Origin of the sequence: Halomonas sp. B23F22_20 (assembly GCF_043496985.1) — a bacterium.
Lineage (GTDB): Bacteria > Pseudomonadota > Gammaproteobacteria > Pseudomonadales > Halomonadaceae > Halomonas.
On record NZ_JBIEKH010000006.1, the window covers coordinates 193,030 to 207,231 of the forward strand.

Sequence of the window (14,202 nt, forward strand, 5' to 3'; positions counted from 1 at the left end):
GTGATGACGGACCTCTTTACCCCCCTCGACCTCGGTGCGCTGCGGTTGCCCAGCCGCTTGGTGATGGCGCCCATGACCCGTGCCAGGAGCCGCCATCCGGGCAACGTGCCCACGGCCCTGATGGCCGAGTACTATGCCCAGCGGGCCGGCGCCGGCCTGATCATCAGCGAGGCGACCCAGATCTCGCCCCAGGGACAGGGATATTCCTTCACTCCGGGCATCCACAGCGAAGAACAGGTCGCCGGCTGGCGCCGGGTGACCGACGCTGTGCATGCACGGGGTGGGCGGATCGTGCTGCAGCTCTGGCACGTGGGGCGCATGAGCCACGAGAGTTTCCATGCCGATGGCCGACCGGTGGCACCCTCGGCGCTGGCGCCGGACGCCAGCGTCTGGGTGGCCGACGCACGGACCGGGGAGGGGAGCATGCGACCCTGTCCGGTGCCGCGGGCGCTGGCCACCGAGGAGATCCCGGGTTTGGTCGATGACTTTCGGCGGGCCGCCGCCAACGCCTGGGAGGCAGGCTTCGATGGCGTCGAGATTCACGCCGCCAACGGCTACCTGATCGACCAGTTCCTGCGCCGTTCGGCCAACCGGCGCCAGGACCGCTACGGGGGCAGCCGCGACAATCGCCTGCGCTTCCTGCTCGAGACCGTCGATGCCGTGGCCGGCGAGATCGGGGCCGAGCGGACCGGCGTGCGGCTCTCGCCCTTCATCACCCAGCGCAACATGCACGACGACGAGGTCATTCCGACGATCCTGGCGGCTGCCGAGGCCTTTCAGCGGCAGGGTCTGGCCTATCTGCATTTGGCGGAAGCCGACTGGGAGGACGCCCCAAAGATTCCCGACGACTTCCGGATCGCTCTGCGTCGCGCCTTTTCGGGTGCCATCATGGTGGCCGGCAAGTACGACCGGGACCGTGCCGAGGCGCTGCTGCGCTCGGGGCGGGTGGACCTGGTGGCTTTCGGGCGTCCCTTCATTGCCAATCCCGACCTGCCTCGCCGCCTGGCGGCCCGACGGTCCCTGAGCCCCTTCGATCCCGAGACCCTGTTCGGGGGTGGGGCCAAGGGCTACATCGACTATCTCGAGGCGTCGGCCGATGTCTGAGAGTGCCACCTTGCCCATGCGTCCGGCGCTCGCCGGCCGTCATCACCCCAGGAGCCTGCCATGAAAGCCGTTGCCCTAACCGAGTATCTGTCCATCGATCATCCCCACGCCCTGCGGGACGTGGAGCTGGAACGCCCCGTGCCCCATGGCCATGACCTGCTGGTGGAAGTCCATGCCGTGGCCGTCAATCCCGTGGACGCCAAGGTCCGCGCCCCCAAGGACCGCGTCGAGCCCCAGCCCCGGGTGCTGGGCTGGGACGCCAGCGGGGTGGTGGTCGCCGTCGGCGAGGACGTCAGCCTGTTCCGGCCGGGAGACGAGGTCTATTACGCCGGTGACATCACTCGCCCCGGAAGCAACCAGCATTATCAGCGCGTCGACGAGCGCATCGTAGGGCGTAAGCCCACCCGCCTCGACCATGCCGAGGCCGCGGCTCTGCCGTTGACCGCCATCACTGCCCATGAGGCACTGTTCGATCGCCTCGGCATCGACCCCGACGGCGCCGATGCCGGTCGCAGCATCCTGATGATCGGCGCCGCTGGAGGCGTCGGCTCCATCGCCATCCAGTTGGCCCGGCGCGCCGGCCTGACGGTCATCGCCACGGCGTCACGGGTGGAGACCAGCGACTGGGTGCTGTCGCTGGGTGCCCAGCACAGCGTCGACCACCAGGGCGACTTGGTGGATCAGGTTCAGGGCCTGGGCTTCGAGTATGTGGATCACGTGGCCATCTTCAACGACATGCGCCACTGGGAGGCGACGGTCGCCCTGATTCGTCCCCAGGGCAGCATCGTCGCCATCGACGACACTGACCTGCCGATGCCCATGGCGGGCCTCAAGACCAAAGCCGCCAGCCTGCACTGGGAGTTCATGTTCGCCCGGCCGATGCACCGGACTCCGGACATGATCGAGCAGCATCGGCTGCTGAACCGGGTGGCCGACGAGATCGATGCGGGACGATTGCGCACCACCCTCGCCCGGACCCTGTCGCCGATCAATGCCGATAACCTGCGTCGCGCCCATGCGTGGATCGAGAGCGGCCGGGGGCGGGGCAAACTCGTAGTCGCGGGCTGGGGCGAGGAGGCCTGAATCCCGGGAGGCCCCGCTCCTCGAGGGCCCTTCGTTGCTCTCAGAGCAACAAAGGGAACCCTCCACACGCCTTCTTCCGCTGGCGGGCAGCTTTCATAGTCCTTGGGTTGGATCACGTGCCGTTGGGCCAGCCTACGGCGGCTCTTGTTCACGCTAGCCAAGGATCGAGGATGTTTGATGACAATCAACTGGAGCATGCCGTTGCCCTGAGGCGGGATCTCCATCGTCACCCCGAGCTCAAGTTCGAGGAAACGCGTACCGCCGCCAGGGTCGCCGAGCGGCTACGCGAGCTGGGATACCGAGTGCGCGAGGGCGTGGCGCAGACCGGCGTGGTCGCCGAGCTGGAGACCGGCCGCCCCGGGCCGGTTATCGCCCTGCGCGCGGACATGGATGCCCTGCCCATTCGGGAGGCCAATGCGTTTGCCCATCGTTCCTGCCACGAGGGTCGGATGCATGCCTGCGGCCATGATGGTCATACCGCCACCCTGCTGTTGGCCGCCGAGGCGATCATGGTGCGCCGCGACAAGCTGAAGGGCCATCTCAAGCTGCTGTTCCAGCCCGGCGAGGAGGGCGGTAACGGCGCCGAGAAGATGGTTCGTGAAGGGGTGCTGGAGGCGCCACGAGTCGACGCCATCTTCGGCTACCACAACCGGCCCGGTTTCGAGGCCGGCATGCTGTTCGTCAAACCGGGTTCGGCGATGGGCGGCAATGACACCTTCCGCGTGGTGGTGGAGGGGCGCAGCGGCCATGCCGCCATGCCGCATCTGGCCGTAGATCCGATCTACGTTGGCGCGAGCATCGTGCAGCAGCTGCAGGGCTTGACCGCGCGCCAAAAGTCGCCGTTGCGGGCCGGGGTGATCACGGTGGCGGCCTTCCATGCTGGCGATGCCGCTAACGTTATCCCAGGCGAAGCGGAATTGCTGGTCAATGTCCGCAACGATAGCGACGAGGCCCGGGACGCGCTGGCCGGCCGTCTCGAACAGGTGGTCCAGGGCGTCTGCCAGGCGCACGGCGCGAGCTATCGCATCGAGTCACTGCATCACGTGCCGCCGCTGGTCAACGATCCGTACTGGGCCCAGGTGGTGCTGGAGGCTGGCCGGACTCATGGCATCAGCCAACGGATCGAGCAGCTCGACTACATGCCGACCATGGGGGCCGAGGACTTCGCCTTCTACCTGCGGGAAGTGCCGGGCTGCTTCTTCTTCGTCGGCAATGGCGACCAGGGAGCCTACCTGCACAACGAGCACTATGAGTTCAATGACGCGATCCTGCCGGTCGCCGCGGGTACTTTCGTCGCGCTCGTCGATCACCTGATGGGGCCGAGCGACTGACGCACCTCGGTCGCTTCCTTCAATAACCTTACAAGACGCTACAAGGGAATCCCGTTATGCAAGCCGTGCTTCATGCCGTCGAGCGAGTCGGCAACAAGCTGCCGCACCCCTTCATTCTGTTCGTCATCCTGGCGGGGGTGGTGATCCTGGCCTCCTCGCTGCTGTCGTGGCTTGGGGTCACCGCGGTCAACCCCAAGACCGATGCCGAGGTCGTGGTCAGGAGCCTGCTCTCGGACGATGGCATTCAGTTCATGTTCACCAGCGTCGTGAGCAACTTCGTCAACTTTCCGCCTCTCGGCCTCATCCTGGTGGTGATGTTCGGCATTGGCCTGGCCGACAAGGTGGGGCTGATGTCGACCCTGATGAAAGTCAGCGTGGCCAAAGCGCCTCCTTCGCTGCTGACCTTTGCGGTCTTCATGGCCGGCATCTGCGGCAGCATCGCTTCGGATGCCAACTACCTGATCCTGATTCCGCTGGCGGCGATGGTCTACCACTCGGTGGGGCGCCATCCCGTGGCAGGCGCGGCGGCGGCCTATGCGGCCGCCGGGGCAGGCTTCGACGCCAGCCTGTTCGTCACCGTCGGCGATGCGCTGTTCGCCGGGATCACCACCGAGGCGGCGCGCCTGGTCGACCCGGACGCTTACGTATCGCCGGTGGACAACTACTATTTCGTGGCCTGTTCGGTCTTCGTACTGGCCGCCGTCGGTACCCTGGTGATCGACAAGGTCATCGAGCCGCGCCTGCAGCGTACCTTGCCGCTGGGTAAGCAGGTCGACGTCCAGATCGAGCACCATGAGCTGAGCGATGCCGAGCGCCGCGGACTCAAGCGAGTCGGCTGGGTTACCCTTGCCTATCTGGGGCTGGTGTTCCTGATCGTCTATCCCGAGGCGTCACCGCTGCGCAACGACGCGGGAGGGTTGATCCCTTCACCCTTCCTCGAGTCGCTGGTGCCGCTGATGTTCGGCTATTTCGTCGCCATCGGTCTGACCTATGGCCTGGCCACCGCGCGCATCGGTTCGGCCCAGGACGTGCCGAAGCACATGGCCGATGCCGCCCGCGAACTGGCACCGACTCTGGTGCTGTTCTTCGCTATCTCGCAGTTCATCGCCTATTTCAAATGGTCGGAGCTTGGCCAGTTCATCGCTATCGAAGGCTCCAACATCCTGCAGAGCACCGGCTTTACCGGCCTGCCGCTGGTGGGCGCCTTCATCGTGATGAGCGCGGTGCTCAATGTCTTCATGACCAGCGGGTCCGCCCAGTGGGCGCTGATGGCGCCGGTGTTCGTGCCCATGCTGATGATGGTCGATCTGGATCCAGCCTTCGTGCAGGCGATGTTTCGCATCGGTGATTCCAGCACCAACATCATCTCGCCCATGAGCCCCTACTTTTCCGTCGCGCTGGTCTACATGCAGCGCTATAAGCCGGACATGGGACTGGGAACCCTGATCGCCACCATGCTGCCGCTGGCGGTCACCTTCCTGCTGGCCTGGTCGGCCTTCCTGATGCTGTGGCTGAGCCTGGGGTTGCCGATCGGTCCAGGGGTGTACATGATGGCAAGCTGAACGTCTGGCTCACTGCATGGCTAGCATCAGCTTCCACAGATAACCGGCAGCGGGCGAGAGCCTTCTGCCGGTTCTTCTTACCAGGTTGCCCTGGGTGGCGCGGGCTACCGGATGATCGATAGGAATCGCGCGCAGAGTGGCGCGCACGATCTCTTCCTGGGCCGCGGCGGCGGTCATGAAGGCCACGCCGACCCCGGAGCGGGCCATGCGCCGTGACACGGAGTGCAGGTTGCAGCGATAGGCTGGTGTCACAGGGATGCCGGCGTCCCGGAAGACGGCGTTGACGCACTGCTGTGAACCGGAAGCGTCGGGCAGGAAGATCAGCTTGTGGCGCGCCAACTCCTCCACCGACACCTGGCGATGGCCGCTCAGCGGATGGTCGGGCGTGACCAGGGCGCATAATGCCCCTCGCTCGAAGGAGTGCACCGTCAGACGGGGATCGGAGACCGGACCGTAAGTGACGGCGATGTCGACTTCGTCATCGATCACCATGTGGTGCGGCTCCCGAGGGTAGTAGATGCCCGTCTTGAGCTCGATCAGCACGTCGGGATACTGTTGTGCGACTCGGGCCAGTACCTGGTTGACGAAGCTGTCGACGAAACCGTCGCCCACCGAGACCACCACCTTGCCGGCCTGGAGGTTGCGTAGTCGCGACAGCGTATCTATCAACTCGCTGTTTAGCCGGCTCTTGGCCAGGTGGCTCTCCACCACCATTTGTCCTGCCTCGGTCAGGCGCAGTGAGCGCCCATGGCGCTCGACCAGCGCCATGCCGAGTTCCCGTTCCAGGTGCCGGATCTGTCGGCTGACCACCGAGGGATTGACGCTCAGGTGCTCAGCCGCGGCACGGATGCCGCCGCAGCTGTCGACTTCATGGAGATAGGTGGCCCGTTTGTCGAGAAGGTTCATCTTGCCTCTACGCCCGTCCATGAGCTCAGTGTTGCGGGCTAAGTTTATCCAATCCGACCGCCTTGAGCGCGTTTCACGGCGCCCCGCTGTGGTCAGAACGCCAGCTCTACGCCGGCATAGACGCTGCGGTCCGGCGCCGTGGAGAAGTAGCGCCCGCGCTGGTCGTTGATGACGATGTTGTCGAAGTGCTCGCGGTCGAACAGGTTCTGTACGCCCACGTAGGCGCGCAGCATCGAGTCGTCGCCGAGCCGCCAGCCGTCGCCGACGCGCAGGTTGGCCAGCCAGACGTCGTCGATCTTCACGCGGTTGGCGTCGTCGGCGACCATCGAGCCGACGTAGCGAGTCTCCAGGGTGGCGAAGCGCTCGCCGATGCCTTGCCAGGTCAGCTGGTTGACCCAGGTGCGCTCGGGCAGGCCCGGGATGCGGTGGTTGGCGAAGTCGTTGCCGTCGCCATCCTCGTAGTCCTGGAACTCGTAGCGCGCCAGGGTCAGGGCGCTGTCGAGGCGCCACTCCTCGGCGAACTGCCAGCCCAGTGCCACTTCCAGGCCGTCCTGGCGGCTGCGCCCGGCGTTGCGGTAGAAGTCCCGGCCCGCGTCGTCGCGATAGGCGATCAGCGAGTCGCGCACCCGGGTCGAGAACAGCGCCACGTCGTAGTCGAGGCCGGGGTCGGCGAAGGTGCCACGCAGGCCGATCTCGCGGTTCCAGGCCTTCTGCGGTTCGATGTCCGGATTGAAGCCGCCGACGCGGGCCGGGTTGGCGAACTCGGTGAAGGTCGGCGTCTCGTAGGCGGTGCCGGTCGAGAGATAGGCCTGGTGGTTGGGCAGATAGCGGTAGCTCAGCCCGGCGCTGCCGCTCCACTGGTCGAAGCGGCGATCGCCGCTGTTGTCACCGTCGGCGAGGTAGGCGTCGTCGATATCGAACCGGGTGTGGTCGAAGCGGGTGCCGAGAGAGAGGGTCCAGCGATCGCTCAGGTCCAGGTCGCCCTGAGCGAAGACGCCGACCGAACTGGCCGTCTGGGTCTCGTCGTCGACGCGGCCCTGATGGTCGCCGTCGATGGTGACCTCGTCGCGGTAGCGCTCGTCCTCCTGGCGGGCCAGGTCGATGCCGGTTACGTAGCTCAGCGGCAGGTCGCCGACGGTCAGCGACTGGCGATACTCGGCGCTGCCACCGTAGTAGTCGCGATCGTAGGCGACGAAGCTGTCGCCGGCATAGGCCAGCTGCTGCTCGAAGTCGCGCTGCAGGTAGAAGCCGCGCAGGGTCAACTCGCCGGGGCCGGCGGCCAGGTCCTCGTACTCGAGGCCGAGCAGCTGCTGGTCGACCGACTGCCCCGCATCGATGCGGGTCGGCGAATAGAAATTGCTGTCGATCGTGCCCTTGCGGTCCTCGTCCACCGCTTCGGCGGTCAGCCCACCCGGATCTTCGGAGCGCGGGTTGTCGAGCAGGTTGATGATGGCGGTGATAGAGCGGTCTGCGTCCAGCTCGCGGCGTAGCTTGGCGTTGAGCTGGTACTTCTCGACCTCGCTGTGGTCGCGATAGCCGTCCAGGCCCAGCGCCGAGACGCTGACGTGATGCGACCAGGGGCCCTCGACGCCGCCGTTGCTGAGGGCCAGCTTGCGATAGCCGTCGCTGCCGCCCTCGACGCGCAGCCGGGTGCCCGGATCGCTCTCGCCGTCGGCGGTGGTCACGTCGATCACGCCGCCGGCGGCGTTGCCGTACTGCACCGCCGCGGGGCCGCGAATCACTTCGATGCGCTGGGCGCTGTCCAGGTCGATGGCATCGAGCTGGGCCTGACCGTCGGGCAGGGTGTAGGGAATGCCGTCGACGCGCACCGTGATGCCGCGCACGCCCCAGGGCGTGCGGGCGCCGAAGCCGCGGATCGACACGCGCTCGCCCTGGACGAAGTTGTGGCGATTCTGGAGATAGAGCCCCGGCACGCTCGAAAGTGACTCGTTGAGACGCTCTCTCGGTTGCCCCCGGGTGATCTGCGCGTCTTCCACCACGGACACGGCGGCCGGCGTGGCATAGAGCTCTCGCTCGAGCCGCGATGCGCTGACCGTTATCGGCTCTAGCGCGAGCTCGGCGGCCTGGCCGGCGGTGGGCAGCAGCAGAAGAGGCGTCATCATGACGGGAGCGAGGGCGTGTCGGGGCATGGGGCGTCCTGTCGGTGCGTGGTGGGGCAGAATATTCGCATCCTAAGTGATGTCTGACAAATCGTATCCATGCCCCTGAATCCTCGATCAGGTGGCGGAAGTCTTCAACGTCGGTCGGGGCTTGCCCCTGAGACCGTCGCCGTCCACCTTGAGAAGATGCCAAGCCGGGAGGAGAGGCGGATGGGACGCATGCAGGAGCGCGCGGCCGATGGCGGTGCCTCGGTGATCATTCTGCTGCTGGCGGCCAACGGCCTGGCCTTCCTTGTGCAGTTGATGCTGCCGGGCCCAATGCTGCGCTACTTCGCGCTCTGGCCTCTCGGCGTGGTGCCGGAGACGCTGCCGCTGCCCGCCAGCATGCCGGTGGGTGAGTTCCACCTCTGGCAGCTGTTGAGCTACGCCTTCCTGCACGGCAGTTTCTTTCACCTGGCCATCAACATGTTCGTGCTGTGGATGTTCGGTAGCCCGCTGGAGCGAGACTGGGGCAGCCAGCGCTTCGCGCTCTACTACTTCCTGTGCGTGCTGGGAGCGGGTGCGGTGCAGCTGTTGGTGGTATCGACTGGCACCTTCGCGCCCACGGTGGGCGCCTCGGGCGGCGTCTATGCGCTGCTGCTGGCCTTCGGCATGCGCTACCCCAATCAGTACATCCTGCTACTGATCCCGCCGATTCCCATGAAGGCCAAGTACTTCGTGATCGTCATCGGCCTGGTGGAGCTATGGTTGGGCCTCACCGGTACGCACCAGGGCGTGGCGCACTTCGCGCACCTGGCGGGCATGCTGGTGGGGTTGGCATTGATGCTGACGTGGCGGCGTCGCCGATGAAACACGCCTCCGCTTGGGAAGGCCAAGCGGAGGCGGGTAGTGAAGTGTCGACGATCGCCCCTCGCGAGGCCCGCGTCATCAGCCTTCGGCGTTGAGCTTCGCTCGCATGTTCTCGGCGCGCTCCGAGGAACCCGGGTGGGAGGACATGAGGCTGCCTTCGCCACCGTCGAGGCTAGCCAGCTTCTCGAATGCCGTGACGAGCCCTTCGCGGGAGATGCCGCGTTCTCCGAGCAGCTCGAAAGAGAAGTTGTCGGCCGCCGTTTCCTGGCTCTGCGAGAACTGCGCGTTGACGAATTTCTCGCCCAGGTCGCCCAGCTGGGAACTGGAAAGTGAGGCGACCGCGGCGTTGCCGGAAGCGGCCATGGCATCGCGCGCGATGGAAGTGGCATAGGCCGTCTGCATGGATTTCTTGCTGTGGCCCAGCGCCACATGACCCAGCTCGTGGCCCAGCACGCCTTCGACCTCGTTGTCGTTCATCATGTCCATCAGCCCGCTGTAGACGCGCACGCAGCCGTTGGCCATGGCCCAGGCATTGGGCTGGTCATTCAGGTAGACCTTGTAGTTGACCGGCGTGCCATCGATCTCGTGACCGAGATTGCTGGCAATGGTCTCCAGGCGCTGCCCGTAGACGGAGTCTGCCCCGGCGATCTGCGCCTCGGCGTCCATCTGCGCGCAGGATTCCTCGGACATCTGGTGGACCTCCTCGTCACTCAGGGTGGCGGCATTGAAGGCCCCCATGCCGGTTTGCATCATGGCATCGGGTGACAGGCTCTCGCAGCCGGCGACGAGGGCTGAACTGCAAAGGGCAGCAACGGCAAACGTAGTGCGGAATTGCATGACATCTCCATTGGGTATCGAGTGACGCATCCATGTTAGCGCAAGGCGCTGAGACGGCCTCATGAGATCCGGAGGATTTCTTCACTAAGGAAAAGCAAGATAACCTCCTGATCGCAATATGGACGCGGCGAAACATACAGGAAAAATGATGCACTTTCTGTGAGATATTTCTTATTTTCTATAGAGATCATCCTGCGGTGAGACGTAGTCTGATCCGCAGAAGGATCGTTGGATAGGGGGGATGCTAGGGCCGATTGGCACCGTATAGGAGCAATATAGGGAGAGTGGGATACCGCTTGACACGATTGGATGGCGAATATGAACAGTGTTGCCATAGATCAAGAATGATCTTTGCCGAAAGCCTGTCTAAACTCGGATTTTCCAGCACACAGCAATTAGGGATTTCGATATGCAGAAACATGGACTTGACGGCAAGGTTGTTTTGATTGGTGGTGGTGCCAAAAATCTGGGGGGGCTGCTGGCGCGGGACCTTACGCGTCATGGCGCCGCAGCTGTGGCCATTCATTATAACAGCGATGCAACTCGGGAGGCCGCCGAGCAGACCCTCGTTGAGGTCAAGGCCTTGGGCGGAGAGGGCGCAATTTTCCAAGCCGACCTGACTCGTGCCGCGAACGTCACCCAGCTGTTCGATGATGTGGTGGATCGGTTCGGAAAGTTGGATATTGCCATCAATACCACGGGGATGGTGCTCAAGAAGCCGATGCTGGAGATCGGCGAGGATGAGTACGATGCAATGTTCAACATCAATGCCAAGTGCGCCTTCTTCTTCCTCAAGGAGGCTGGGCGAGTGTTGGAGGACCACGGCAAGATCGTGACGCTGGTGACGTCACTGCTGGGTGCCTATACGCCTTTCTACTCCACCTATGCTGGTGCCAAGGCACCGGTGGAACACTTCACGCGTGCGGCGTCAAAAGAGTTCGGCGAGCGGGGGATCTCGGTGACCGCGGTGGGCCCTGGTCCCATGGATACCCCTTTCTTCTATGGCCAGGAAGCCGAGGATGCCGTCGCTTTCCACAAGAGCGCCGCAGCGCTTTCCGGCTTTAGCAAGACGGGATTGACGGATATCGAGGATATTGTGCCGCTGATTCGCCACCTGGTCACCGATGGTTGGTGGATGACTGGCCAGACCCTGCTCTCCAACGGTGGCTATACGACCAAGTGATCGGATTTCGACCATGTAAGATGGGCGCGGCCAGGTGAGGAAATCCTTACCTGGCCGCGTTGCTATTTGCTCTGAGAGTTTACAAATATTCATAAGTAAAACTTGACGTGGCTGGGTGGTCTGTTGCCTTCTGGGTTTATGGTTTTCGTGTCTGGGCCGCATAGCGCCTGCCTCGACCGTTTGGATTGTCGAGAGCAAGGTGGGGTTGGCATCCGCGTTCGAGGAGGGAATAGATGCGTACCTTGTTTATCTTGCTGATCGGCATTGTGGCGGTATGGCTGCTGGCACAATATTGGCCACAAGCTCGCCGGCGCCTGGGGGCAGTCATTTTTTCGGTAGTCTGGCTGATAGTCTGTGTCTGGAATCTCAGCATTGGATTGTCGCATGGCTATGCATTAGGTGAAGAAATGGCGATTCATGCTGTGCTGTTTGTCATGCCCGTTGGGTTCGCATGGCGGTGGCTCTGGCATCGTATATGATCCCCACCTTGAGGGTTGTATCATATTGGAAGTGCTCTGATTATCACGCCAGTATCTCGCGGGAGAAAGCATGAAAGCGGAACGTCCACACCCCCTGATGCGCGTCCGTGATGGACATGAAGCCTCAGTGAGTTATGTCGAACTTCTGTTCGACTTGATCTATGTCTTCGCGATCATCCAGGTCTCGCACTTCCTGCTCGATAACCTGAGCTTGCTGGGTGCGACTCAAGCTCTCTTGATGTGGTTTGCGGTCTGGTTGGGCTGGCAATACAGTGCTTGGGTAACCAACTGGTTCGATCCGGACACGGCCCCTATTCGGCTAGTGCTGTTCGGCACCATGGCCCTGGCGCTGATGATGGCGGCGGCATTGCCGGAGGCCTTTGAATCCCGAGGGATGGTATTTGCGGGTTGTTTCGCCGCCATGCAGGTGGGGCGGGCGGTCTTCATTCGTCTGAGCCTGGGCAATCATCCCTTGAGAGACAACTACAGCCGGATTCTTGGCTGGGCTTGTATCGCGGCAGTGCTATGGATCGCTGGTGGGTTGGCCGAAGGCGGCCTGCGGTTGGGTCTCTGGGCCCTGGCGGTGCTGTGCGAGTACGTCTCGCCGATGTTCGGCTTTCCCCTTCCTGGACTGGGGCGCTCTCGAAGTGATCGCGACTGGGATATCGAAGGGGGGCATCTGATCGAGCGCTGCGCGCTTTTCATGATCATTGCTCTGGGCGAGACCATTCTCATTACAGGCGCGTCTCTGGCCCATGCTGAACAGTGGGCAAGTAGCACCTTACTGGCTTTTGGCGTGGCCTTTCTCGAGACGGTCGCCATGTGGTGGGTGTATTTCCACCTGACTATCCGTGATGCCGCTCGGGTCATTACTGATGCCAAGGATCCTGGAAAAATCGGGGCTTATTTTCACTATATTCATGTGATCATTCTGGGGAGTGTCATTCTCTGTGCTGTGGGCAGTGAACTGGTGATCGCTCACCCCACAGGCCACCTTTCATCCCAGGCACTGATTGTGCTGTTGGCGGGCCCTATGCTGTTCCTTGCTGGCATGGGCGTTTATAAGTTCATTGTTTATGGTCGGATACCGCTGTCTCATCTTATGGGGCTTTGCTTGCTGCCGGTAATGATGTGGCCGCTCGCCGAATTCCACAGTGCCCTGCTTCTTCAAGGAATGAGCACCGCACTGTTGATGGGCGTCGGATTCTGGGAAATGCTTTCCCGACGGGGCTCGATACGCACTTGAGGTGAGTTTTCTGATGGGCTAGGGCAGTTATGGACCGGATAGAACAGTTGCAAGGCTTCATCCAGGTTGCCGAAATGGGCAGCTTCACAAAGGCAGCGGCAACCTTGAGATGGCCAAGAACGACTCTGTCTTTAGCCGTGCAGCGGTTAGAGGACGCCGTGGGTGCACGCCTGTTGCACCGCACGACGCGTTGCGTACAGCTCACACCGGATGGTCACTTGCTGCTCGCCTATGCGCGAACCCTCGTGGAAGACGCCGAACGTCTTGAACACTTGTTTCGGGAGAGTCGCGAAGCCATATCCGGGCGTTTGACCATCGACATGCCAACTCGCGTGGCCCGACGGCTCGTCGTACCTGCGCTTCATCAACTTCTGCAACGCTACCCCAACCTGGATATCAGGCTGGGCGCCTCGGACCGCTATATCGACCCCGTAGCGGAGGGGTTGGACTGCCAGGTTCGCTTCGGGCCGATCGGCGAATGCAGTCTGGTGGCCCGGCGTTTGGGTCGGGTCGCCATGGTGAGTTGCGCGTCGCCTGGCTACCTGGCCGAGCATGGATGGCCGACGGACCCGGCCTCGCTCGTCGCCGAGCATGTGATGGTCGGCTACCTCGATCCCAAGAGCGGACGCGAGCAGGGCTTCGAACTGGTCGAGGCGGGGCAGTCGCGGGAACTCGGCCTGCCGAGCCGAGTGGTGGTCAACAATACCGACGCCTATATCGCCTGCTGTGCCGCCGGCCACGGGCTGATACAGGTTCCGCGTTTCGACGTCGACGACCTGCTGCGCAGCGGCGTGCTCTGCGAGGTGCTGCCCGACAGCTGTCCCGCCGGGCTGGAGGTGTCGGTGCTGTACCCCCATCGCCGGCATCGCACCTCGCGTATCGATGCCTTCATTCACTGGTTTGCCGATCTGATGGCACCGCATCTCATCGTCACCGGATGACGGAGCGCCCTCTGTGCCGAGCGGTCGACAGCTGCGTTGGTGGCTCAATCACAATCTCAAGGCCACCCAGCCTGGGGCGTGGGTGAGCGCGGAGAGACGATAAAAGGCCGACGCCGTGGCGTCGGCCTTTTCGATCGTGGCCGCTAGGCCGGCCGAGGCCGTCAATGGGTGTGGAGCCGACCGCCGGGCGGTCGTCGGCTGAAGCGCACCGGTGGTTGATATTTCTCGTCCCGAGAGGCTCGCTCCGGCGCCGGGCGCACGTGCCAGCCCCGATCGGTAGCCCAGGCCTTCAGCTCGCGGTAGTCGAGCAGAGGGTGGTCGGGGGTATAGGGGTTGGGGGATGACGAGGGAAAGGCGTGGGCCACATGGGGATAGCGGGCCAGGGCGACCTCGTCGTCATGGGCGGCCAGCGCGCACTCCAGGGCCGATTGCCAGGCCTGGACATCGCGGTGGGGAACGCGTTGCGGGGTGGCATGCATCATCGGATGGTCCTCCATGGTGTCGCCTGGAGACAGGCGTTGTCCGGGTTGTGATGGCACCCGGCGGCATGAAAAACGCCCC

The 14,202-nt window shown here is 63.6% G+C and carries 13 protein-coding genes; 9 read left to right on the plus strand and 4 right to left on the minus strand.

Annotation, left to right across the window (positions count from 1 at the left end):
- Window positions 1–3: 3 nt before the first annotated feature.
- From ACGTN6_RS06750 to ACGTN6_RS06765, 4 genes are all read left to right on the plus strand, one after another.
- Window positions 4–1,104 (plus strand): alkene reductase, encoded by a 1,101-nt coding sequence (locus ACGTN6_RS06750; RefSeq protein ID WP_394590587.1) that lies wholly within the window; start codon window positions 4–6, stop codon window positions 1,102–1,104.
- A 60-nt stretch (window positions 1,105–1,164) separates the two neighbouring features.
- On the plus strand, window positions 1,165–2,187 hold the full coding sequence (locus tag ACGTN6_RS06755; RefSeq protein WP_394590588.1) for a zinc-binding alcohol dehydrogenase family protein: 1,023 nt from the start codon (window positions 1,165–1,167) through the stop codon (window positions 2,185–2,187).
- Between the two features lie 170 nt (window positions 2,188–2,357).
- Window positions 2,358–3,518: a M20 metallopeptidase family protein gene (locus tag ACGTN6_RS06760; protein ID WP_394590589.1), complete on the plus strand. Its 1,161-nt coding sequence runs from the start codon at window positions 2,358–2,360 to the stop codon at window positions 3,516–3,518.
- A 56-nt stretch (window positions 3,519–3,574) separates the two neighbouring features.
- Window positions 3,575–5,080, plus strand: a complete 1,506-nt coding sequence (locus ACGTN6_RS06765) for an AbgT family transporter (protein WP_394590590.1) — start codon at window positions 3,575–3,577, stop codon at window positions 5,078–5,080.
- Window positions 5,081–5,089: 9 nt separating this feature from the next.
- On the opposite strand, the gene ACGTN6_RS06770 is transcribed toward ACGTN6_RS06765, so the two are convergent.
- Together ACGTN6_RS06770 and ACGTN6_RS06775 are read right to left on the minus strand one after the other, a co-directional pair.
- Entirely contained in the window at window positions 5,090–5,986 is an 897-nt protein-coding gene (locus tag ACGTN6_RS06770) for a LysR family transcriptional regulator (RefSeq protein ID WP_394590591.1), read from the minus strand.
- A 92-nt stretch (window positions 5,987–6,078) separates the two neighbouring features.
- Window positions 6,079–8,136, minus strand: a complete 2,058-nt coding sequence (locus ACGTN6_RS06775) for a TonB-dependent receptor family protein (RefSeq protein ID WP_394590592.1) — start codon at window positions 8,134–8,136, stop codon at window positions 6,079–6,081.
- Window positions 8,137–8,316: 180 nt separating this feature from the next.
- Here ACGTN6_RS06775 and ACGTN6_RS06780 point away from each other — a divergent pair, with 180 nt between their 5' ends.
- Window positions 8,317–8,955, plus strand: a complete 639-nt coding sequence (locus ACGTN6_RS06780) for a rhomboid family intramembrane serine protease (protein WP_394590593.1) — start codon at window positions 8,317–8,319, stop codon at window positions 8,953–8,955.
- Window positions 8,956–9,033: 78 nt separating this feature from the next.
- Here ACGTN6_RS06780 and loiP read toward each other — a convergent pair whose 3' ends face one another.
- Window positions 9,034–9,792, minus strand: a complete 759-nt coding sequence (loiP, locus tag ACGTN6_RS06785) for a metalloprotease LoiP (protein ID WP_394590594.1) — start codon at window positions 9,790–9,792, stop codon at window positions 9,034–9,036.
- Between the two features lie 409 nt (window positions 9,793–10,201).
- Here loiP and ACGTN6_RS06790 point away from each other — a divergent pair, with 409 nt between their 5' ends.
- From ACGTN6_RS06790 to ACGTN6_RS06805, 4 genes are all read left to right on the plus strand, one after another.
- Window positions 10,202–10,975 (plus strand): SDR family oxidoreductase, encoded by a 774-nt coding sequence (locus ACGTN6_RS06790; RefSeq protein WP_394590595.1) that lies wholly within the window; start codon window positions 10,202–10,204, stop codon window positions 10,973–10,975.
- Window positions 10,976–11,208: 233 nt separating this feature from the next.
- Window positions 11,209–11,454 carry a hypothetical protein gene (locus ACGTN6_RS06795; protein ID WP_394590596.1) on the plus strand — a complete coding sequence of 82 codons (246 nt, stop codon included), beginning with the start codon at window positions 11,209–11,211 and terminating at the stop codon, window positions 11,452–11,454.
- Window positions 11,455–11,524: 70 nt separating this feature from the next.
- Entirely contained in the window at window positions 11,525–12,700 is a 1,176-nt protein-coding gene (locus ACGTN6_RS06800; RefSeq protein WP_394590597.1) for a low temperature requirement protein A, read from the plus strand.
- Between the two features lie 29 nt (window positions 12,701–12,729).
- A complete protein-coding gene (locus tag ACGTN6_RS06805; RefSeq protein WP_394590598.1) occupies window positions 12,730–13,641 on the plus strand; it encodes a LysR family transcriptional regulator in 912 nt (303 codons plus the stop codon).
- 161 nt (window positions 13,642–13,802) lie between these two features.
- Here ACGTN6_RS06805 and ACGTN6_RS06810 read toward each other — a convergent pair whose 3' ends face one another.
- Window positions 13,803–14,123, minus strand: coding sequence for a hypothetical protein (locus ACGTN6_RS06810; RefSeq protein ID WP_394590599.1), 321 nt, complete (start codon window positions 14,121–14,123; stop codon window positions 13,803–13,805).
- Between the last annotated feature and the right edge of the window lie 79 nt (window positions 14,124–14,202).

Excerpts from the sequence above, each read along its gene's own strand:
- ACGTN6_RS06750 (WP_394590587.1), top strand. The coding sequence starts at position 4 with ATGACGGACCTCTTTACCCCCCTCGACCTCGGTGCGCTGCGGTTGCCC.
- ACGTN6_RS06755 (WP_394590588.1), top strand. The coding sequence starts at position 1,165 with ATGAAAGCCGTTGCCCTAACCGAGTATCTGTCCATCGATCATCCCCAC.
- ACGTN6_RS06760 (WP_394590589.1), top strand. The coding sequence starts at position 2,358 with ATGTTTGATGACAATCAACTGGAGCATGCCGTTGCCCTGAGGCGGGAT.
- ACGTN6_RS06765 (WP_394590590.1), top strand. The coding sequence starts at position 3,575 with ATGCAAGCCGTGCTTCATGCCGTCGAGCGAGTCGGCAACAAGCTGCCG.
- ACGTN6_RS06770 (WP_394590591.1), bottom strand. The coding sequence starts at position 5,986 with ATGAACCTTCTCGACAAACGGGCCACCTATCTCCATGAAGTCGACAGC.
- ACGTN6_RS06775 (WP_394590592.1), bottom strand. The coding sequence starts at position 8,136 with ATGCCCCGACACGCCCTCGCTCCCGTCATGATGACGCCTCTTCTGCTG.
- ACGTN6_RS06780 (WP_394590593.1), top strand. The coding sequence starts at position 8,317 with ATGGGACGCATGCAGGAGCGCGCGGCCGATGGCGGTGCCTCGGTGATC.
- loiP (WP_394590594.1), bottom strand. The coding sequence starts at position 9,792 with ATGCAATTCCGCACTACGTTTGCCGTTGCTGCCCTTTGCAGTTCAGCC.
- ACGTN6_RS06790 (WP_394590595.1), top strand. The coding sequence starts at position 10,202 with ATGCAGAAACATGGACTTGACGGCAAGGTTGTTTTGATTGGTGGTGGT.
- ACGTN6_RS06795 (WP_394590596.1), top strand. The coding sequence starts at position 11,209 with ATGCGTACCTTGTTTATCTTGCTGATCGGCATTGTGGCGGTATGGCTG.
- ACGTN6_RS06800 (WP_394590597.1), top strand. The coding sequence starts at position 11,525 with ATGAAAGCGGAACGTCCACACCCCCTGATGCGCGTCCGTGATGGACAT.
- ACGTN6_RS06805 (WP_394590598.1), top strand. The coding sequence starts at position 12,730 with ATGGACCGGATAGAACAGTTGCAAGGCTTCATCCAGGTTGCCGAAATG.
- ACGTN6_RS06810 (WP_394590599.1), bottom strand. The coding sequence starts at position 14,123 with ATGATGCATGCCACCCCGCAACGCGTTCCCCACCGCGATGTCCAGGCC.